Source organism: Phenylobacterium sp. (assembly GCF_046463815.1).
In the GTDB taxonomy this organism is placed as follows: domain Bacteria; phylum Pseudomonadota; class Alphaproteobacteria; order Caulobacterales; family Caulobacteraceae; genus Phenylobacterium.
The window spans coordinates 24,184-43,641 of the sequence record NZ_JBKBRO010000027.1 but is presented as its reverse complement, the minus strand read 5'-3'; the positions used below and the strand labels follow the sequence as shown (position 1 = coordinate 43,641).

Annotated in this window: 23 protein-coding genes; 19 read left to right on the top strand and 4 right to left on the bottom strand. The window is 71.9% G+C overall.

What is annotated here, in order from left to right; genetic code table 11:
• Window positions 1-22 precede the first annotated feature (22 nt).
• Complete coding sequence (gene hppD, locus ACK4TT_RS16500; RefSeq protein WP_409642002.1) at window positions 23-1,123, bottom strand: 4-hydroxyphenylpyruvate dioxygenase; 1,101 nt, start codon at window positions 1,121-1,123, stop codon at window positions 23-25.
• Window positions 1,124-1,253: 130 nt separating this feature from the next.
• Here hppD and ACK4TT_RS16495 point away from each other — a divergent pair, with 130 nt between their 5' ends.
• From ACK4TT_RS16495 to ACK4TT_RS16475, 5 genes are all read left to right on the top strand, one after another.
• The gene (locus tag ACK4TT_RS16495) at window positions 1,254-1,832 is read left to right on the top strand and encodes a YqaA family protein (RefSeq protein WP_409641999.1); all 579 of its coding nucleotides are present in this window, start codon (window positions 1,254-1,256) and stop codon (window positions 1,830-1,832) included.
• Between the two features lie 29 nt (window positions 1,833-1,861).
• The gene (locus ACK4TT_RS16490) at window positions 1,862-2,374 is read left to right on the top strand and encodes a disulfide bond formation protein B (RefSeq protein ID WP_409641996.1); all 513 of its coding nucleotides are present in this window, start codon (window positions 1,862-1,864) and stop codon (window positions 2,372-2,374) included.
• On the top strand, window positions 2,371-2,934 hold the full coding sequence (locus ACK4TT_RS16485; RefSeq protein ID WP_409641993.1) for a demethoxyubiquinone hydroxylase family protein: 564 nt from the start codon (window positions 2,371-2,373) through the stop codon (window positions 2,932-2,934). Before ACK4TT_RS16490 ends, ACK4TT_RS16485 begins: the two co-directional genes overlap by 4 nt.
• Before the next feature lie 168 nt (window positions 2,935-3,102).
• Entirely contained in the window at window positions 3,103-3,384 is a 282-nt protein-coding gene (locus ACK4TT_RS16480; RefSeq protein WP_409641990.1) for a hypothetical protein, read from the top strand.
• A 71-nt stretch (window positions 3,385-3,455) separates the two neighbouring features.
• Entirely contained in the window at window positions 3,456-4,190 is a 735-nt protein-coding gene (locus tag ACK4TT_RS16475; RefSeq protein WP_410213435.1) for a hypothetical protein, read from the top strand.
• 6 nt (window positions 4,191-4,196) lie between these two features.
• Here the strand turns inward: ACK4TT_RS16475 and ACK4TT_RS16470 are convergent, their stop codons facing one another.
• A complete protein-coding gene (locus ACK4TT_RS16470) occupies window positions 4,197-4,658 on the bottom strand; it encodes a pyridoxamine 5'-phosphate oxidase family protein (RefSeq protein ID WP_410213434.1) in 462 nt (153 codons plus the stop codon).
• Between the two features lie 135 nt (window positions 4,659-4,793).
• On the opposite strand from ACK4TT_RS16470, the gene ACK4TT_RS16465 reads away from it, so the two are divergent.
• The 13 genes from ACK4TT_RS16465 to tilS all read left to right on the top strand — a co-directional run bounded on the left by ACK4TT_RS16465 (window position 4,794) and on the right by tilS (window position 14,697).
• Window positions 4,794-4,946 (top strand): hypothetical protein, encoded by a 153-nt coding sequence (locus ACK4TT_RS16465; RefSeq protein ID WP_409641982.1) that lies wholly within the window; start codon window positions 4,794-4,796, stop codon window positions 4,944-4,946.
• A gap of 9 nt (window positions 4,947-4,955) precedes the next feature.
• Window positions 4,956-5,735 carry a site-2 protease family protein gene (locus ACK4TT_RS16460; RefSeq protein ID WP_410213433.1) on the top strand — a complete coding sequence of 260 codons (780 nt, stop codon included), beginning with the start codon at window positions 4,956-4,958 and terminating at the stop codon, window positions 5,733-5,735.
• A 58-nt stretch (window positions 5,736-5,793) separates the two neighbouring features.
• The gene (gene ruvC, locus ACK4TT_RS16455; RefSeq protein WP_409641976.1) at window positions 5,794-6,306 is read left to right on the top strand and encodes a crossover junction endodeoxyribonuclease RuvC; all 513 of its coding nucleotides are present in this window, start codon (window positions 5,794-5,796) and stop codon (window positions 6,304-6,306) included.
• 127 nt (window positions 6,307-6,433) lie between these two features.
• Entirely contained in the window at window positions 6,434-7,048 is a 615-nt protein-coding gene (gene ruvA, locus ACK4TT_RS16450) for a Holliday junction branch migration protein RuvA (RefSeq protein ID WP_409641973.1), read from the top strand.
• Window positions 7,045-8,073 (top strand): Holliday junction branch migration DNA helicase RuvB, encoded by a 1,029-nt coding sequence (gene ruvB / locus ACK4TT_RS16445; RefSeq protein ID WP_409641969.1) that lies wholly within the window; start codon window positions 7,045-7,047, stop codon window positions 8,071-8,073. The genes ruvA and ruvB overlap by 4 nt, the downstream gene beginning before the upstream one ends.
• Window positions 8,070-8,507 (top strand): YbgC/FadM family acyl-CoA thioesterase, encoded by a 438-nt coding sequence (locus tag ACK4TT_RS16440; RefSeq protein ID WP_410213432.1) that lies wholly within the window; start codon window positions 8,070-8,072, stop codon window positions 8,505-8,507. Before ruvB ends, ACK4TT_RS16440 begins: the two co-directional genes overlap by 4 nt.
• Window positions 8,508-8,568: 61 nt before the next feature.
• Window positions 8,569-9,270: a protein TolQ gene (gene tolQ / locus ACK4TT_RS16435; protein ID WP_409641962.1), complete on the top strand. Its 702-nt coding sequence runs from the start codon at window positions 8,569-8,571 to the stop codon at window positions 9,268-9,270.
• 1 nt (window position 9,271) lies between these two features.
• Window positions 9,272-9,775, top strand: a complete 504-nt coding sequence (locus tag ACK4TT_RS16430) for an ExbD/TolR family protein (protein ID WP_409641959.1) — start codon at window positions 9,272-9,274, stop codon at window positions 9,773-9,775.
• Window positions 9,772-10,611 (top strand): energy transducer TonB, encoded by an 840-nt coding sequence (locus ACK4TT_RS16425; RefSeq protein ID WP_409641956.1) that lies wholly within the window; start codon window positions 9,772-9,774, stop codon window positions 10,609-10,611. The genes ACK4TT_RS16430 and ACK4TT_RS16425 overlap by 4 nt, the downstream gene beginning before the upstream one ends.
• A 23-nt stretch (window positions 10,612-10,634) precedes the next feature.
• Complete coding sequence (gene tolB, locus ACK4TT_RS16420) at window positions 10,635-11,927, top strand: Tol-Pal system beta propeller repeat protein TolB (protein WP_409641953.1); 1,293 nt, start codon at window positions 10,635-10,637, stop codon at window positions 11,925-11,927.
• A gap of 68 nt (window positions 11,928-11,995) precedes the next feature.
• Window positions 11,996-12,553 carry a peptidoglycan-associated lipoprotein Pal gene (gene pal / locus ACK4TT_RS16415; RefSeq protein ID WP_410213431.1) on the top strand — a complete coding sequence of 186 codons (558 nt, stop codon included), beginning with the start codon at window positions 11,996-11,998 and terminating at the stop codon, window positions 12,551-12,553.
• An 18-nt stretch (window positions 12,554-12,571) separates the two neighbouring features.
• Window positions 12,572-13,420: a tol-pal system protein YbgF gene (gene ybgF / locus ACK4TT_RS16410; protein WP_409641947.1), complete on the top strand. Its 849-nt coding sequence runs from the start codon at window positions 12,572-12,574 to the stop codon at window positions 13,418-13,420.
• 62 nt (window positions 13,421-13,482) lie between these two features.
• Entirely contained in the window at window positions 13,483-14,697 is a 1,215-nt protein-coding gene (tilS, locus tag ACK4TT_RS16405; protein WP_409642031.1) for a tRNA lysidine(34) synthetase TilS, read from the top strand.
• Here the strand turns inward: tilS and ACK4TT_RS16400 are convergent.
• A complete protein-coding gene (locus tag ACK4TT_RS16400; protein WP_409641944.1) occupies window positions 14,694-15,497 on the bottom strand; it encodes an alpha/beta fold hydrolase in 804 nt (267 codons plus the stop codon). The genes tilS and ACK4TT_RS16400 overlap by 4 nt on opposite strands.
• Window positions 15,498-15,974: 477 nt before the next feature.
• Window positions 15,975-18,971 carry an autotransporter domain-containing protein gene (locus ACK4TT_RS16395; protein ID WP_410213430.1) on the bottom strand — a complete coding sequence of 999 codons (2,997 nt, stop codon included), beginning with the start codon at window positions 18,969-18,971 and terminating at the stop codon, window positions 15,975-15,977.
• Between the two features lie 136 nt (window positions 18,972-19,107).
• Here ACK4TT_RS16395 and ACK4TT_RS16390 point away from each other — a divergent pair, with 136 nt between their 5' ends.
• Window positions 19,108-19,434, top strand: coding sequence for a helix-turn-helix domain-containing protein (locus ACK4TT_RS16390; RefSeq protein ID WP_410213429.1), 327 nt, complete (start codon window positions 19,108-19,110; stop codon window positions 19,432-19,434).
• Window positions 19,435-19,458 lie beyond the last annotated feature (24 nt).

The window sequence follows — 19,458 nt, the reverse complement described above, 5'->3', positions numbered from 1 at the left end:
AGAACACCGAGGACGACACGCATCACGCTTCCTTAGCCGGGAGGACTCCTCTCCTGATCTGATCGAGTTCGATGCTTTCGAACAAGGCCTTGAAGTTGCCTTCGCCGAAGCCCTCGTTGCCCTTGCGCTGGATGAGCTCGAAGAAGATCGGGCCGATCATGTTCTCGGTGAAGATCTGCAGCAGCAGGCCCTGGCCCTCGGTGGGCGCGCCGTCGATGAGGATCTTGTCGGCCTGCAAGCGCTGGACGTCCTCGCCGTGGCCGGGGATGCGCGCGTCGATGCCCTCGAAGTAGGTGTCGATGGTGTCCTGGAAGCGGACGCCCCGGTCCCGCATGGTCTCGACGGCGTGGTAGATGTCGTCGGTCCCCAGCGCCACGTGCTGGATGCCCTCGCCCTTGTAGTCCTTCAGGAACTCCTCGATCTGCGAGTGCTCGTCCTGGCTCTCGTTGAGCGGGATGCGGATCTTGCCGCAGGGGCTGGTCATGGCCTTGGAAACCAGCGCGGTCTGCTTGCCCTCGATGTCGAAGTAGCGGATCTCGCGGAAATTGAAGATGCGCTCGTAGAAGTCGGCCCACCTGGCCATCTGGCCGCGGTGGACGTTGTGGGTCAGGTGGTCGAGGTAGGTCAGGCCCACGCTGTTCCGGGCCATCGCCTCCTCGGCGCCGGGGATCGGCACGAAGTCGACGTCGTAGATCTCCTGCGCGCCGTAGCGGTCGACGAGGTAGAGGTTCGAGCCGCCGATGCCCTCGATGGCCGGGATGTTCAGCTCCATCGGGCCGACCGGCCCCTGCACCGGCGTCGCGCCCCGCTCAAGCGCCATCTGGAAGGCCTTGGCGGCGTCGCGCACGCGGAAGGCCATGGCGTTGGCGGAAGGACCGTGCGCCTCCCGGAACTCGGCGGCCTGGCCGGTCGGCTCCATGTTCAGGATGAAGTTGATGTCGCCCTGGCGGAAGCGCAGCACGTTCTTGGAGCGGTGCTTCGAGACCGCCGTGAAGCCCATCAGCTCGAACAGATGCTTCAGCCGCTCGGGCTCGGGCGAGGTGAACTCGACGAACTCGAACCCGTCGGTGCCGAGGGGGTTCTCGAACAGGTCGCGGCTCTGGGACGGCGTCTGGATGTTCATGGCTGAAGTCTCCTGTCGGCCGGGAGATGGTATCATATGAAACGAATTGGCAAGAGGGCCCAAGCAAGTCCGCGACAACGCCCTGCGCGCCTGCTAGCCAGAACGCTCGAACCTCCGCCTCGGACCACGCATGTTTCGCAAACTGTACGACTGGGTGATGGCGCTCGCCCGCTCCCGCCGCGCGCCCGCCGCGCTCGCGGCGGTCTCCTTCGCCGAGAGCTCGTTCTTCCCGATCCCGCCGGACGTGATGCTGGGGCCGATGGTGCTGGCCCGGCGCGACAAGGCGTTCGTCTACGCGGCCATCTGCACGGCGGCCTCGGTGCTGGGCGGCCTCCTGGGCTACGCCATCGGCGTCTACCTCCAGCCAGTGGGCCTGTTCATCCTCAAAATCTTCGGCCACCCCGAGGGCCAGGCCGAGTTCCACCGCTGGTTCGAGCAGTGGGGCCTGTGGGTCATCCTCATCAAGGGCGCGACGCCCATCCCCTACAAGCTGGTGACCATCACCGCCGGCTTCGCCCGCTTCGACCTCTTCACCTTCGTCTGGGCCTCGATCCTCACCCGCGGCTTGCGCTTCTTCGCCGTGGCGGCGGTGCTGAAGTACCTGGGCCCGGCGATGCTGGAGGAGTTCGAGCGGCGCCTGAACCTCTACTCCATCATCCTGCTGGCGCTGATCATCGGCGGGTTCGTGGCGATCAAGGTCTTCATGTGACGGCCCTTTTGGGCTCATATCCGCGCCCGATGACCGTTCTCCGCCCTTTCCTGGACCGCTGGCGCCTCGTCGCCGTCGTGGTCTCCGCGGCCATGCTGGCCACCGCGCACGCCTTCGAGACCTTCGGCGGCTATGCGCCCTGCACCCTCTGCCTGCGCCAGCGCGAGGTCTACTGGACGATCCTGGCGCTGGGGGCGGCCTTCATGGTCCTGGTGCGGCTGCCCGGCGGCCCGCGCTGGCGGGAGGCGACCTGCTGGGTCCTGGGCCTGGCCTTCCTCGCGGGCGCCGCGGTCGCGGTCTATCATGCGGGCGCCGAGTGGAAATTCTGGCCGGGCCCCGCCGCCTGCGCCTCGGCCGGGACCGGCGTGGACGCCGGCGCGCTCAGCGATTTCCTGGCCGGCGCCAAGATCCGCCCGCCGGCCTGCGACGAGGCGCCGTGGGTGTTCGCCGGCCTGTCGATGGCCGGATGGAACGCAGTGATCTCGTTCGGGCTTGCGGCCTTCAGCGTCCTGGCCGCCCTTCGGGAGAGGTCCAAACGATGACCGGCAAGCCGATCCCGCCGCGCCCAGGTCGCGGCGCCACGGCCGCGCGCCTCGCCGAAATCCTGCGGGTCGACCACGCGGGCGAACTGGGCGCGGTCCACATCTACCGCGGCCAGCGGGCGGTGCTGGGCCAGGCGCCTGGCAAGGAACGCATCGCCGGCCAGCTCGCCGAGATGGAGGGCCATGAGGCCGTGCACCTCGCCCGCTTCGACCGGCTGCTTACCGAGCACCGAGTGCGCCCGACCGCCATGACGCCGATCTGGCGGCTGGCGGGCTTCGCGCTGGGGGCCGGGACGGCGCTGATGGGCGAGAAGGCGGCGCACGCCTGCACCGAGGCGGTGGAGAGCGTCATCGAGGAGCACTACGCCGGCCAGATCGCCGAACTGGCCGACCGCGACCCGGAGCTGGCCGCCGAGCTCACCAAGTTCCGCGACGAGGAGCTCGCCCACCGCGACCTCGCCGTGGAGGAAGGCGCCCGCGAAGCCCCTGGCTACGCGGCCCTCTCCGCCGTGATCCGCGCCGGTTGCCGCGCGGCCATCAAGATCAGCGAGAAGGTCTAAGGCCGCAACCTCGCATGCGTTGACCGGGCCTGCGGAATCGCGGGCCAGATGGCGCGATCCGCGCGTCCACGCCACGCGCGGTTGAGAGGTTCCATGACCACACGTTCCGGAGAGTCGCGCCCGATCAGAAGTTCTGCTTTTGTTCACGCTCGGCAGGCGGAGGCGGACATGGCGGACGGGATGTTGCAGGCCCTGGATGCGGCCTTCGGGGAGCCCCGGCTGGCCCGCGCCACGGCGGCGCGGCGCAGCCTGTGGGCGCGATGCGGCTGCGGCCGGGAAGCCCCGGTCGATCCCCGCCCCTGGCTCGCCCAGGGCCTGGGACGGCAGAATGTGGATGAGCTGGAGGACCGGCTGCGCTGCCTGTGCGGCGCCCGCCGCGCCCGGCTCGAGATCCGCGGCCTGGCCGAGGCGCCCAGCGGGATCACCGGCGGCATCTGGATCTTCCGCTGAGCGGCGCCGTGCGCTGCGTCTACATCAACCTGGCCGGGGCCCGGGACCGCCGCGCCTAGATGGAGAGCCATTTGGCGAGGGTCGCGCCGCCCGGCGTGAGCCTCGCGCGCTTCGAGGCCGTGGAGGCCGCCGCGGCCGCGGCCCTGCCCGGCGCGATCCGGCCGGCCGAGAAGGCCTGTTTCCGCAGCCACCGGGAGGCCATCGCCACCTGCCACGACGGGGAGAGCCCGCTGCTGGTGCTGGAGGACGACGTCGTGCTCTCGGCGCGCGCGTTCACCGCCGACCGCCTGCCGCCGGGCGAGGACTGGGACCTCCTGTTCACAGACGCGACGCTCGCCGACCCCGGCCTGTGGATCGGGCTCGCCAAGGGCCGTCCGGCGCTGATCGCCCAGGACCGCGTCCGGATCATCGACCTCGCGCATGCCCGCTTCGCCTCGGCGGCGGCCTACGTGGTGAACGGCCGCTCGAAGGCCCGGGTGCTGGAGGCGCTCGACGCGTTCGAACGCCTGGACCTTCCCTATGACATCGCGCTCCGCCAGCTCGTCCACGCCGGGCGCCTGAGGGCCTGCCTGACCTTTCCGTTCCTGACGTCCGTCACCGCGTTGAGCGGCGCCTCCCAGATCCAGCCCGGCGGGAACGCCGCCGACCTGATCTCCGACGCCTTCCGGCGGCTGATGTTCGTGGATCGCGACCTGGCCGCCAGCCGCGCGGAAGCCGAGGCCATAGCGGCGGGCTGCGACGAGGAAAGCCGCCTGGTCGGCATGATCCTGGGCGGGGTGGTCAGCGGCCAGTTCCAGCCCAAGTAGGCGCCGTCAGGCGGCGGCCACCGCGCTCAGTTTCACCAGGTCGGTGTGGCCGAAGCCCTTGGCGTAGTTCAGCACCGACACCGTTTCCGGGACCACCCGGAACAGGCAGGGTTGGTCGGCCGAGCCCGTGTACTGGGCGACTTCGGGGAACTTGGCCAGGAACAGCTCTCCGGCCCGCCACAGCTCGTCCGGATCGGTGATCCGCCGCGCCCGGCCCGATAGAGACACGCCCCGGATCTGGCTCCAGTCCTTGTAGGGCAGGTTGACGGTGATCGAGACCCGGTCGTCGTGGGCCAGGTTCCTGGCCTTCTGGGACTCCGGGCCGCAGCCGAACAGGATGTCCGTCCCGTCGGCGGCGTAGCTGACCGTCGTGGCCTGGGGCCAGCCGTCGGGGCGGACGGTGGCGATGGTCATGTCCTGGCCGTCCTTCAGGATGGCGGCGATCTCGTCGTGCAGCGATTGGGTCATGGGGAGGTCTCCGGCAACGCGCGGCCATCCCGCCATGGGCCACGGGCGAGCGCCTTGCGCAGCGTCAACCGAAGCCTCGCGGATTAACCCTGCCCCTTCACGAGCCCTTTCCCATGGCCGTGCCAGAAAGGGCGCATGACCTTCGCTCCCGTCACGTCCCGCGCCGTGAAGGCCCTCGCGCTCAGCCTGGGGACGATCTGGCTGATCGCCTGCCTCGCGGCCCTGCCGGCCCGGGGCTCCTTCGCCCATGAACCGCCCGCCCAGGACATCGAGATCGCCGCGCTGTAGGCTGCGGCCATGACGACCCCGACCGAGGCCGCCGCCCCGCCCCCGCCGAACAACCTGGTAGGCCTCGCCATCCTGGCCGCCGTCGCGGGCCTGGGCGTGGCGCTCGCCACCGCCGCGACGACGCAGACCGTGGGGCCGCTCACCTTCGGCTTCGTCTTCCTGGGCTGGATCCTGGCGGTCATGGCGCACGAGTTCGGCCACGCCGCCGTGGCCTACCTGGCCGGCGACCACACGGTGCGCGAGAAGGGCTATCTGTCGTTCGATCCGCGTCGCTACGGCGACCTCGGCACGTCCCTCGTTCTGCCGCTGATCGCGCTCGCCCTGGGCGGCATCGGCTTCCCCGGCGGAGCGGTGTGGCTGCGGCACGACCTGATGCGCTCGCCCGCGTGGCGGGCGGCGGCCTCGCTGGCGGGACCGGCCAGCACGCTGGTCGTCCTGCTCGTCCTGGCGTTCGCGCTGTCGCTGTGGAGCCGGGCCGCCCTGCCCGGCCCGCTGTTCGACGCCGTCGCCCTGCTGGCCTTCCTCCAGGCGACCGCCCTGATCCTCAACCTGCTGCCGATCCCGGGCCTGGACGGCTTCAACGCCATCCGGCCGTTCCTGCCAAAGCGCTGGGGCCCCGCCCTGCGCAAGGCCGAGGGCCTGGGCCTGCTCATCCTGCTGGCGGCGCTCTTCCTGCTGCCGGGTTTCGGGGGCCTGCTGTTCGGCCTGGCCGCCGAGCTCGCCACGGCCCTGGGCGTGCCGCGAAAGGCGATCGTGCGGGGCTTCGACGCCTTCCAGTTCTGGCGCTAGCCGCCGGTCATCTTTCGGCAAGCCTTCTCCGCTTACCTGGGCCATGCTGGAACAGACGATGAACGCGATTCGACCCGTCCGCATCCTGGGGCTCGACCCCGGCCTTCGCCGCACCGGCTGGGGCGTGGTGGCGTGCGAGGGCGCGCGGCTGATTCACGTGGCCCACGGCGTCATCGCACCCTCCGACAAGCTGCCGTTCGCCGAGCGCCTGCTGGTCCTGCTCTCCGGGATCGAGGCGGTGATCGCCGAGCACGCGCCCGACGAGGCCGCGGTCGAGGAGACCTTCGTCAACGACAACGCCCGCTCGGCGCTCAAGCTGGGCCACGCGCGCGCCATAGCGCTGGTGGCGCCGGCCCGCGCGGGCCTGCCGGTCGCCGAGTACGCCGCCACCGTGGTCAAGAAGGCCGTGGTGGGCACCGGCGGCGCCGACAAGGCCCAGGTCGGCTGGATGATCGCCCGCCTGCTGCCGACCGCCGGCAAGACCACCGCCGACGCCGCCGACGCGCTGGCCGTCGCCATCGCCCACGCCCACGCCCGCACGGCCGCACAAAGGGCGTGGCGGGTGGCCTGAGAACGCCAGTTCCGGATTTCCGCTTCCGAGGTTCCCCCTCGCGCGCGCCCGCGTTACCTCTGCGGGAACGCATGCCGAACGTGATTCGCCCCCATAGCCCCCTGGAGCGCGCGCCGGAGAACAGCCGGTGATCGGGCGCCTGCGCGGGATCGTCGCCGAGGTCGGCGAAGAGGACGCCCTGATCGACGTCATGGGCGTGGGCTATGTCGTGCGCTGTGGCTCGCGCACCCTGTCGCGCCTGCCCCCGGTGGGCGAGGAGACCGTCGTCCACGTCGAGAGCGTGTTCGGCGAGCAGACGGGCGTGACCCTCTACGGCTTCGGCGGCCGCGACGAACGCCGCGCGTTCGTGATCCTGCGGACCATCCAGGGCGTGGGGCCCAAGGCGGCCCTGGCCGTGCTGGACGTGCTGCCGCCCGCCGAACTCGCCGCCGCCGTGGCCCGCGAGGACAAGGCCGCCGTCGCCCGCGCCAACGGGGTCGGCCCCAAGCTCGCCCAGCGGATCGTGGTGGAGCTGAAGGATAAGCCGATCTCGGACGGCCCGGTCGCCGCCTTCCACGCCCAGGTCACGACGCCCCAGCCGATCAAGGCGTCGGCGTCCGGCGAGGCCGTGGCCGCGCTGATGGGCCTGGGCATCGCCGAGCCCCAGGCCCGCCGCGTCGTCGAGAGCGCCGCCCTGCGGCTGGGCGAGGAGGCCGAGCCGCCCGCCCTCATCAAGGCCGCCCTGCAGGAGCTGGGACGGTGACCCGGATCGTCTCGGGAGAATCCCAGCCCTTCGAACCCGCCGACCGCGCGCTCCGGCCCCAGACGCTCGCCGAGTTCGTCGGCCAGCAGCAGGCCAAGGCCAATCTGTCGGTGTTCATCGAGGCCGCGCGCGGGCGCGGCGAGGCCCTGGACCACGTGCTGCTGTTCGGCCCGCCGGGGCTGGGCAAGACGACACTGGCCCAGATCGTGGCCCGCGAGCTCGGGGTGAACTTCCGCGCCACCTCCGGGCCGGTGCTGGCCAAGGCCGGAGACCTGGCGGCCATCCTGACCAACCTCGAGCCCCGCGACGTCCTCTTCATCGACGAGATCCACCGCCTCGCGGCCAACGTGGAGGAAATCCTCTATCCGGCGATGGAGGACCACGTGCTGGACCTCGTCATCGGCGAGGGGCCCTCGGCGCGGTCGGTGCGCATCGACCTCGCGCCCTTCACCCTGGTGGCGGCGACGACGCGCGCGGGCCTGCTGGCCACGCCGCTGCGCGACCGCTTCGGCATTCCGCTTCGGCTGGAGTTCTACACCCACGACGAGCTTTCGAAGGTGCTGCTGGGCGCCGCGGCCAAGATGGGCGCGCCGCTCGACGCCTCCGGCGCCGAGGAGATCGCCCGCCGGGCCCGGGGCACGCCGCGCGTCGCCGGCCGGCTGCTGCGCCGCGTGCGGGACTTCGCCGGGGCCGAGGGCGCGGCCGTGATCGACCGCAGGGCCGCCGCCGCCGCGCTGGCCCGCCTCGACGTGGACGAGCAGGGCCTGGACGCGCTCGACCGCCGCTACCTGCGCGCCCTGATCGAGAACTACGCCGGCGGCCCGGCCGGGGTGGAGACCCTGGCCTACGCCATCGCCGAGGCCCGCGACGCCGTCGAGGACGTCATCGAGCCCTTCCTGCTGCAACAGGGCTTCATCCAGCGCACGCCGCGCGGCCGCATGGCCACCGCCCGGGCCTACGAGCACCTGGGGCTTTCCGCCCCCCGCACCGTCGCCCCGCCGTCATCGGACCTGTTCGACAAATGACCGAGCCCAGCGCCGGCTGGCTGGAAGGCCGCGAGCACGTCCTTCCGGTCCGCATCTACTACGAGGACACCGACTTCACGGGCGTGGTCTATCACGCCAACTACCTGCGCTACTTCGAACGCGGGCGGAGCGACTTCCTGCGGCTGGCGGGCGTGAGCCACAACGGCCTGCTGCAACTGCCCGACCCCGCCGCCTTCACGGTCACCCACATCGCCGTGGACTTCAAACGCGCCGCGCGGATCGACGACGCGCTGCTGGTGCGCACCACCTACGACGCCATGAAGGGCCCGCGCCTGTTCATCAGCCAGCGCATCCTCCGCGGCGAGGACCTGATCGCCGAGGCCAAGGTCGAGGCCGCCTGCATCGGCATGGACGGCCGCCCGCGCAGGCCCCCGCCAGGGCTGGTGGACGCCATCCAGCCGCTGTTCGGCTGACGCCATAAGATCGCCACCGAACCCCGCCAAGCACGCCGCAAAGAAGACGAGAAGGATCTAGATGGACCCGGCCGCCGTCACGCCCGAAAGCTTCAACGTCGTCCACCTCTTCCTCCAGGCCGACTGGGTGGTGAAGCTGGTGATGCTGGGCCTCGCGCTCGCCTCCCTGTGGTCGTGGACCATCATCCTCGACAAGCTGTTCCGCTTCGCCGCCCTGAACCGCGAGGCCAGCCGCTTCGAGGACAAGGTGGCCTCGGGCCGCAGCCTGGAGGACGTGGCCGCCGAAGCCGGCGAACGCCCCGCCCACGCCCTGCCGCGGATGCTGCAGGGCGCGCTGAAGGAATGGCGCGAGGCGCGGCAGAAGGGCCAGGCCAGCGAGGGCCAGGTCGCCTTCCTGATCCAGCGCATCGACCGCCACCTGGACGCCACCATCGCCCGCGAGAGCGCGCGGGTGGAGAGCGGCCTGGGCGCGCTCGCCATCGTCGCCACCGCCTCGCCGTTCATCGGCCTGTTCGGCACGGTCTGGGGGATCATGAACTCCTTCCAGGCCATCGCCATCCAGAAGAACACCTCCCTCGCGGTCGTGGCGCCGGCCATCGCCGAGGCCCTGTTCGCCACGGCCATCGGCCTGGTGGCCGCGATCCCGGCCTACATCGCCTTCAACGCCTTCTCGACGGCTGCGGGGAAGTACGCGGCCCGGCTGGAAGGCTTCGCCGACGACCTGTCCACGGCCATCCAGCGCCGCCTGGCGGAGCGGGCCTGACATGGCGCTCTCGGCCAACGACGCCTTTGCTGCGGGCGGCGGGCGCCGCAGCCGCCGCCGCTACGGCCGCGGCCGCCGGGGCGCGCTGTCGGAGATCAACGTCACGCCGCTGGTGGACGTGATGCTGGTGCTGCTGATCGTCTTCATGATCTCGGCCCCCCTGCTGACCGCCGGCGTGCCGCTGGAGCTGCCCAAGACCGAGGCCGGCGCCATCCAGGACCAGCCCGAACCGCTGACCGTCTCGATCCGCGCCAACGGCTCGATCTATCTGGGCGAGGACGCCGTCCCGTTCGCCAACCTGGCCCCGCGCATGAAGGCCATGGCCGGCGACGAGCCGCGCCCCGTCTATGTCCGCGCCGACAAGCAGGCCCGTTTCGAGACCGTGGCCCAGGTCATGGCCTCGCTCTCGACCTCGGGCTTCACCTCGATCAACCTGATCACCGACACCGGTGGGCCGTCCTCGGGCGCCGCCCCGTCGACGGGTGAGGAGCCGGCCGGCCCGTGAGGCGCGCAGAGGTTTCGCCGGCCGCCCTGGGCTCCATCGCGCTGCACGCGGCGATCGCCGCGGCGCTGATGATCTCGTGGGGCAGCCGCGACCTGAAGGTGGGCTCCGTCGTGCCGGTGACGATCGTCTCGAACGCGCCGGACCTAGACACGCGCCCGGCGGTCGAAGGACCGCAGGAGCAGGAGGCCCTGGCCGAGACGCCGGTGCCCGAGGCGCCGCTCACGCCCGAGTCGCCCGCGCCCCAGCCCACGCCCGCGCCGCCGGCTCCTCCGACGCCGCAGCCGAAGCCCGCGCCGCCCCAGCCGAAACCCGCGCCGGTCCCGCCGGCGCCCGCCCCGAAACCGACGCCCGCTCCCAAGCCGGCGCCCCCGGCGCCCAAGGCCAAGGAAACGAGCCAGGACTTCTTCGCCAGCCTCGAACAGTCGATCTCCAGCACCCAGCCCAAGGGCGGGCGGCCCTCGCCGGCGCCCAAGGGGCCCTCGCGTCCGGCCACCTCGCCCACGCCCCGCGACACCGCCGGAACCGGCCTCGCCGCCGGATCGGCGCTGGCCGGCCTGGCCGACGAGCTGCAGCGCCGCTGGAACCCCAACTGCGATGTCGAGGGCGGTCGCGACGTGCTGGTCCGGGTGACCTTCAACATCGGCGCGGGCGGCCAGGTGGTGGGCGCCGTGAAGTCCGAGATCACCCGGGGGCCCCGCGACGCCGTGGGCCAGGCCGCCGCCGAGCGGGCCGAACGCGCGGTCTACGCCGCCTCCCCCTTCCGCACGCTGCCGCGGGATTTCTACGGCGAGCGGGTGGCGGTTAACTTCAACGCCCGAGAAGCCTGCGCACGATGACCCAAACCTTCCGGAGCCTTGCCATGCGGCTGAAGCCCCTGATGCTCGCGATCGCCTGCCTCGTCATGACCGGCGTGGCGGCCCGGCCCGCCCGGGCCGAGATCGAGGTCAACGTCAACCGCGGCGACGTCCAGCCCCTGCCCATCGCCGTGCCGGCCTTCGGCGGCCAGCAGGGCGCCGACATCGCCCAGGTGATCAGCGCCAATCTCGAACGCTCCGGCCTGTTCCGGCCGCTGGATCCGGCGAGCTTCATCGAGCGGAACATCAACATCGGCGTCCAGCCGCGCTTCGGCGACTGGAAGCAGATCAACGCCCAGGCCCTGGTCAACGGCCAGGTGACCGTCGAGGGCGGCCGGCTGCGCGTCGACTTCCGCCTGTGGGACGTCTATGCCGAGCAGCAGCTCCTGGGCCTGCAATTCACCTCCAGCCCCGAGAACTGGCGGCGCGTGGCGCACAAGATCTCGGACGCCGTCTATCAGCGGTTGACCGGCGAGAAGGGCTATTTCGACACCCGCGTGGTGTTCGTGGCCGAGAGCGGAACGCGGGCCAAGCGCATCAGGCGCCTGGCGATCATGGACCAGGACGGCGCCAATCCCAGCTACCTGACCGACGGCTCGTACATCGTCATGACGCCGAGGTTCTCCTCGAACAGCCAGGAGATCACCTACATGTCGCTGCGGCCCGAGGGCTCGGCGATCTACCTGTTCAACCTGGAGACCGGCCGGCGCGAGAGCCTCGGCAATTTCCAGGGCATGGTGTTCGCGCCCCGCTTCTCGCCCGACGGCGGCAAGGTGGCGTTCTCGGTCGAGCGCGGCGGCAACAGCGACATCTATGTGATGAGCCTGTCGAGCCGGACCAGCACGCGGCTGACCTCGGACCCCTCGATCGACACCTCGCCCTCGTTCTCGCCCGACGGCTCGCGGATCGTGTTCAACTCGGACCGCTCGGGCACGCCCCAGATCTACGTCATGGGCGCGGACGGCTCGGCGCCCCGTCGCATTTCCTACGGATCCGGGCGCTACACCACCCCCGTCTGGAGTCCGACGGGGGAGTTCATCGCGTTCACCAAACAGGAAGGCGGCCAGTTCCATATCGGCGTCATGCGTCCCGACGGCTCGGACGAGCGGATCCTGACCTCCAGCTACCTGGACGAGGGCCCGACCTGGGCGCCCAACGGGCGCGTGCTGATGTTCTCGCGCGAGACGGCTGGCGGCGCGCCCCGGCTGTGGAGCGTGGACGTCACGGGTCGCGTTCTCCAGCCGATGCCCTATCCGGGATCAGGTTCCGACCCGGCCTGGTCACCATTGCTGAACTAGGCTTGCGCCAAAATCCCGCCCGATAGACCCTGACAATGACTTGCAACTCGACACACGAGGAGACCCAGATGGTTCGTAGCGTGAACACGAGCGCGGCCCTGCGACTGGCCCTGGTGGGCGCCGCCGCCCTGTCGCTGGCGGCCTGCGCCTCCCGGCCAAAGCCCCAGCCCGAGACCGCGCCGCCCACCACGCCGCCGCCGGCCACGCAGCCGTCCGAGACGCCGCCGCCGGTCTCCGGCGGCCCGCTCGCGCCGATCCCCGGCTCGGCCCAGGACTTCATCATCAACGTGGGCGAGCGGGTCTATTTCGACCTCGACAGCCATGACGTCCGCGCCGACGCCCGTCCGATCCTGGACGCCCAGTCCGCCTGGCTGCGGCGCTATCCGTCGGTGCGCGTGCGCATCGAGGGCAACGCCGACGAACGCGGCACCCGTGAGTACAACCTGGCGCTCGGCGCCCGCCGCGCCAACGCGGTGCGCGACTATCTGGTCAACGCCGGGGTCACCAGCGACCGCATCTCGACCATCTCGTTCGGCAAGGAGCAGCCCATCGATCCGGGCACGACCGAGGAGGCCTACCAGAAGAACCGGAACGCCCGCACGGCCATCGTGAGCGGCGCCCGGTAGTCGGCGCCTGAGCCCAAGATGACGCGCAGCCGCCTCGTCCTGCCCGCCCTGGCGATCGCCGTCCTCGCGACGGCGGTCCCCTCGGCGGCCCAGACGCCCCTTCCCGCCACGCCGGCGGAGGATCCCCTGGACGCCCGCGACGCCCGAAGGGTCGAGCGGATGGAGAAGGTGGTCCGGGAACTGCGCGCCATCGTCTTCCAGTTGCGCGACACGGGGAAGCCCGTGGTCGTGCAGCCGGCGGACACCGACGCCCGGATGCAGGAGCTCTCCGACCGCATCGGCGACCTGGAGCAGACCCTGCGCCGCCTGAACGGCAGCCTGGAGACCGCCACCTTCGAGCTGGAGCAGGCCAAGCGCGACAACGCCGCGCTGAAGACCCAGATCCAGGGCCTGGCCGACCGCCTCGCCGCGGTCGAACAGGCCGCGGCCCAGGCAACGCCGGCGGCTGGCGAGGAGCAGGCGGCGGCGCCCGGCTCCGAGGGCAACCCGACCGAGGCCTTCGCCAAGGCCCGCCAGCTCATGCTGGCCGGCGACTACGACGGCGCCGAGGCGGCCTTCGCCGGCTTCGTCCAGACCTGGCCCGACGGCCCCAAGAGCCCCGAGGCCCGCTACTGGTGGGGCAAGACCCTGTCGGTGCGGGGCGCCCATGCCGAGGCCGCCAGCGCCTACCTGGGCGCCATCCGCGGCTGGCCCCAGACGAGCTGGGCCCCCGACGCCGTGGTCGAGCTCGCCCGCTCGATGGTGGCGCTCAAGAAGCCGCAGGACGCCTGCCGCACGCTCGCCGAGCTGCCCAAGCGCTATCCCAAGGCGCCGGCCAACGTGACCAGCCGGGCGACCGCGACCCGCACCCAGGCGAAGTGCGCCTAGCGCCGACGCCTTCCACGATCATCCCCGGGCTTCGGGACCTCGCCGACGAAGCCCGCGACGTCATGGACCGGCGGCTGCGGCCGGACGCGCGCCGGCCGGTCGCGGTGGCGTTCTCGGGCGGCGGGGATTCGCTGGCCCTGCTGCTGATCGCCCAGGTGTGGGCGAACCGGGCCGGCCGCCCGCTCGTGGCGCTCACCGTCGACCACCGGCTCAATCCCAAGAGCGGCGACTGGACCGCCGCCTGCGAGGCCACGGCCCGGCGGCTGGGGGTCGGCTTCGAGGCCCTGGCCTGGGACGGCGAGAAGCCGAAGGCCGGCCTGCCGGCCGCCGCCCGGGCCGCCCGCCACCGGCTGCTGGCCGACGCCGCCCGCGCGCACGGAGCCCGGGTGATCCTGATGGGCCACACCGCCGACGACGCCCTGGAGGCGCGGCTGATGCGCGAGGCCGGAAGCTCCGCGCCCGAGCCCTGCGAATGGGCCCCCTCGCCCGCTTGGCCGCAAGGGCGCGGCCTCTTCCTCCTGCGGCCCCTGCTGAGCCAGCGGCGGGCGGCGATCCGCGCCTGGCTCGGCCGCCGGGGCCTCGCCTGGATCGACGATCCGGCCAACCTCGACCCGCGCTTCGCCCGCGTCCGCGCCCGGGCGACGGCCGGCGGGATCGCCGAGGCGCCCGCGCCGCGGCAGGCGGCCCGCCTCGCCCTGGCCGGGAAGATCGAGGAGATGGCGGGCGCGCTCCGCCTGCCGATGGCCGATTTCAGAGCCGCCGAACCCGCGGAGGCGGAGCGGGTCCTGGCCATCGCGTGCGTCTGCGCGGGCGGCGGCGCCCGCCCGCCGGCCGCCGAACGGGTCCGCCGGCTGGCCCGGCGCCTGCGGGCCGGAGACCCTTTCGCCGCCACGCTGGCCGGCGCCCGGGTGCAGCTCGTGGACGACGACCTGCTGATCTGCCGCGAACCGGGAGAGGCGGCGCGCGGCGGCCTGCGCGAGCTCGATCTGCCCGCGGGCCAGGCCATGGTCTGGGACGGGCGGTTTCAGTTGAAGGCCTCGGAACCGGGGCTCCAAGTGCGCAAGCTCGCCGGCCTGGCGCGCCGACTGCCGCCGAAGGAGGCGCGCCGCCTGGCCGGACTGCCCGCCGCCGTGCGCGGCGCCCTGCCGGTTGTGCTGACGGCCGACGGCGCCGTGAGCTGTCCCCAGCTCGGCAAGACCGACGGCGTGAAGGCCAAGACCCTGGTGCGCAAGCGGCTGCGCGCGGCCGCCGGCCTGATCGACCGCGAGCCGGACTAACCTTCGACGGTTCCCAGGACGTGCATAACGCCGCGCACGACCTCATGGGCGTGGCGGGGGCCGAGCAGATTGGCGTGGGTGGCGCCGGCCACGTGCTGGATATAGCCAGAGGTCGAGCGCCGGGCCGGGACTTCCTGCAGCACCTTCAGTCGCCGCCGCTGGGGCATGGCGCCCGCCGTGACCACGGCCACCGGCAGGGCCGGGTCGAGGTCCGCAGCGCCGGCCTGGCGCGATGTGACCGGCCATTCCAGGACTTCCGCCGCCGCCCAATGGGCGTGGCGCGCCGAGGCGTGGATTCGCCGCTTCTCGACCTGGGCCTCGCCGGTCAGGCCGATCAGGTTGCCCGACACGAAGCTGACCGGGACCATGGCCCCGAAGCGCGCCCCGAAGGCCGCCAGCCGCAGCACCTGGCCGAAGCCGCCGATGGCGTGGGGCGCGCCCGGCAGGCCGATGACGTCGGGCGTCATGGCGTCCACCAGCACCAGGCCCCGGACGCGTTCGGGCCAAGTCAGCGCGAAGAGGCGGGTGGTAAGGCCGCCCATGGAATGTCCGGCCAGCACCACCGGGCCGTGTTCGCCCACCGCGTGGAGCAGGGCGGCGAGGTCGGCGTTGGCGGCCCGGCCGTCGCGCGATCCCGGCCCGGGTTCGGAATGGCCCATGCCCGCGCGATCGTAGGCCAGGCTGCGCACGCCCAGGGCCGCGAGCTTCTCCTGGACGATCGCCCAGTCGGCGGCGCAGCCGAACGCGCCGTGCTCGCACACCACCAGGGGGCCGTCCGTCCGGGGAGCGGCGCGAACCACGCGCAGCCTCCGCCCGCCGATATCGATCAGTTCACCTCTCACCGGCGCTCTATGGACGCGGGACGTAACGCCGTCGAGAGCTACAGGCCGAGCTGGGCTCGGGGGCGCCCTTCAGGCCCGAATTCCAGCACGTTCAGCCCGTCGATGCGCGCGCCGCGGCCGGGCCGCCGACGGAGGCGGCGGCGTCGGCCAGCGCCCCCGCCCTGTCCTGCGCCCGCCGCTCCAGCCTGGCCTTCGTCAGCGACCGCTTGTCGGGAGGGATCGTCGAGCTTTTCGGGCGCCGTCCACGACACGGACAGCCAAGCTTCGGCAGAACCCAACCCAGAGGGGGCGGTTAGCTCGCGGGGCTTCTAGGCAAAAAATGTGCGCTGCAAAAAATGTGCGCTCCACGGATCGTTGTTACGCGGAGCGCCTCTTAATCTTCGGAACTCTGGAACCGGACCGTCAATCCGCCGTCGAGGTCCGGCTCGGTCTGGTTCAGAACTGGAACCGGACGGTGGCCCGGATATCGTATTCCTTGTAGGCGTCCTCGAAGGTCCCGCCGCCGTCGATGGCGTAGAGCACCTTGGGCCCGCCGCCGCGGATGCCGACCCGGGCCACGAGGCCGCCGTCGAACACGTCCTCGGCGTCGAGCACGAAGGGATTGCCCGTTCCGAACCGGGCCGTGGTCTCGCCGGGGTCGCCGGCCAGCCTCTGGCGCCAGCCGACCTTCACTTCCGGGGCCCAGTAGAACTCGCCGCCGAATCGCCAGTCCACGGCCAGCGCCGCCTGGCCGGTGAGCAGGTCGCCCTTGCGGTTGTCGACGGTGAGGTCGAAGCCCGCGCCGCCGCCCGTCTCGGTGTAGCCGTCCTCGCTGAGCCGCAGGTAGTCGATGGCGAGCTCCGGCCGGGCGTAGAGGGAGCCCAGGCCCACCTCGTAGGACACCGCCGCGTGGGCGTCGGCGATCCAGCCGTTCCAGTCCGCTTCGCTCCGCAGGTCGAGCCCGGCCCCGGTCAGGCGGCGGTCGCCGTCGAACCAGGCATAGCCCAGGCCAGCGCGCGCATTGGCCTGCAGGCCGCCGGCGTTGAAGCGCCAGTAGACGCCACCGTTCAGGACATTCATGGCGATCTCTTCGCCCGCCGCCGCGCCGCGGTCGCGGTACTCGGTGGAGACGAAGGCCGTGGTCAGGCCGAAGGCATTGGCCTCGCCCAGCAGGTCCACGCCGCCGGCCAGGCCGAAGCCCTGAGACTTGAACCCCGCCGCGTTCTCACGATCGCGGCGAATGTCGAACTGGATCTCCTGGAGCCACACGCCCATGCCCGAGGTCTCGTCGATGGCCATCGGCTGGGCCGTCGCCGAGGAGATGGCGCTGGAGATGGCCGCCACCGACATGATCGCGCCGCCGGAGTGGTCGGGCAGCATCTGGTCGTAGAGGCCCAGGAAGCCCTCGCGCGTGGTCTGGGCGAGGAAGGCCTGTTCGATGGCGTCGTTCTTGTCGAGGGTGTCGAACACCGCCGCAAAGGCCTGGGTCCCGGACCGGTTGAGGCCGATCTCGGCCGCTGTCTTGGCCCGAATGTCCACGAACAGCGCGCCCGCGGCCTGATCGGCGCGCAGCGCCGCCTGGTAGAGATAGGGCGCGCCGACCAGCGAGGCGCCGGCCTGGCCGACCTGCAGGGTCTGGGCGCGCAGCACCTCGAAGCTCTTCGTCCCACGCACCAGGGACGTCAGCGCCACATCCACCTGGGCGCCCGACGCCAGGTCGGCCACGCCCGAGACGTCGAAGCGGGTCGCCGTGTTGGCGGCGCCGTCGACGGTCACGGCGAGAACCCCCTTGGCCCCGACGGAAAGCGCGCTCAGCGCCACCGGGGCGGTGTTGGTCACCTGCAGCCGGCCTTCGATCACGTTGACGGCGAGGCGGCCGTCGGCGTCGGTGATCCGGCCCGTGGCCTGGGCCGCGCCGTTGACGACGAAAACGTCATCGCCGGCGCCGAAGCTGAGGTCGCCCGCGAGCATCCCGCCCAGCAGTTCCAGCCGGTCGTCGCCCGAGCCGAACAGGATGTCGCCCTGGATCAGCGGCTTGCTGTCCGAGGCGAGCTTGGACTGGCGTACGAGCACGCCCGTCGTGTTGGCCGACAGGTCCAGCGCCACGGCGCGGCCGGTGGCCGTCTCGCCGGTCTTGGGCGCGACGGTGGCCCGGATGGTCCCGAAGTTGTCGACGAAGGTCAGGCGGCCGGACAGGTCCGCCACCGCGCGGCCATCCTGCTTGCCGCCCGCCTGGGCCGCCTCGATGGTTCCGGAGTTCACGAGGTTGGGCACGTCCGCCGAGGCGTTGAGCAGCAAGGCCGTGGCCTGGGCGCCGTAGGCCTTGGCGGCGATCGAGCCGCCGTCGTTGTGCAGGCCGCCCTGCACCGTCGTGGTCCCGCCTCCGGCCTGGCCGATCCGGACGCCGATCGCCGCGATCCCGTCGTTGACGCCGTCGGCCCCGATCTGGCCGCGGTTCACGACGCCATAGGCGAACCCGCCCGTTCCCACCGCGCCCAGCGTGGTCGCCTGGCTCCCGCCGATGTCGAGAGCCGGAGCTCCGCCCGACGACACGAGCTGGGCGGTCGACTCCAGCGCGTCTTCGACCCCGTCCTTGTCCTCGTCCTTGTCGTTCGTGTCCTTGTCGGCCGGCGGGCGGTCGAGCAGGACCCCCTTCCCCACGTTGCCGGTGATCCGCACGGCCGCGCCGCCCTGCTTCAGGTCGTCGGCGTCAAGCTTCGCACGGGCGTCGTCGGCCAGCCGCGTGGTCGAGCGGTAGCCGGTGGCCGTGATCGCGTTCTGCAGCACCACCGCGCCGTCGACGTCGCCCAGCGATACGCCCATCGACCCCTCGCCCCGCACGGCGACCGAACCCGTGATCCGCACGTCGCCCGAGACGGACGTGGCCGCGACGCCCGTGGAGCGGTCGCCCAGCACGGACACCGCCGCCGTGCTGGTCAGCGAGCCCTGAAGCCGCGTCTCGAGCGAGACGCCCGCCGAGTCGTTCCCCTCGATGGTGATCCCGCCGTTGTTGACGACATTGCCCGTGAAGGCCCCCGGTCCCGTGGCGCGGATGCCATAGCGGCCCGCCCCTTGCGCGAAGGGTCCGTCGACGTCGCCGTCCTTGTCCGCGTCCTCGCCCGTGTAATCCTCGTCGAGCGTGATCGAGCCGGCGTTGGTCAGATTGCCCGACTTGCCGCCCACCAGCAGGGCGCCCGTGGCGTTGCTCACGCCCGTGAAGGCGATGGAGCCCGAGTTCTTCACGTCATGGGCGGAGTCCATGGTCACCGCGGCGCCCGCGGCCGTGGGCTTGATGCTCCCGTTGGCCTCGATCAGCAGGCTGTCCGGCTGGCCGCCCGCCACGGTCGAGGTGCGCACCGGCGCGGTCGTGGCGGTGGAGATCTTGGTCTCGGCGTGCGCGGCGGCCGCGTGGGCGAGCGGCAGCAGGGCCGCCGAGACGAACAGGCGCTTCATGGCTTTTCCGTTTCCGAACACTGTGATAGCCGGTGACGAGCGGCTACGTATCGTATAACCACTTGTTTCGTAAAAACTGTAGTAGTTCGCTATCACGTCCCGGGCAAGGGGCGTGAGGCCCCAGAAGGGACGCCAGATGCCGAGACCCGCGACCGACCCCGCGAAGGCCGCCCAGATCAAGCTCCTGCGTCAGCAGGCGGGACGCTGGCTGAAGTCGGCGCGCGAGAAGGCCGGGCTCACCCAGGCCGAACTGGCGGAGCAGGTGGGCTTGCGCTACTACACCTTCGTCTCACAGGTGGAGAGCGGCCTCGGCCGCCTGCCCATCGAGACCCAGGCGTCATGGGCCATGGCATTGGGGCTGGACCCCAGCGAGTTCGCCAAGACCCTGCTGCGCTATTATGAACCCGAGCTCTACAGGCTCCTCTTTGAAGCCGATGACGCCCAGGGCCGCGCGACGGCCTGAGGCGCCCGCCAGGAGATTTGTCGC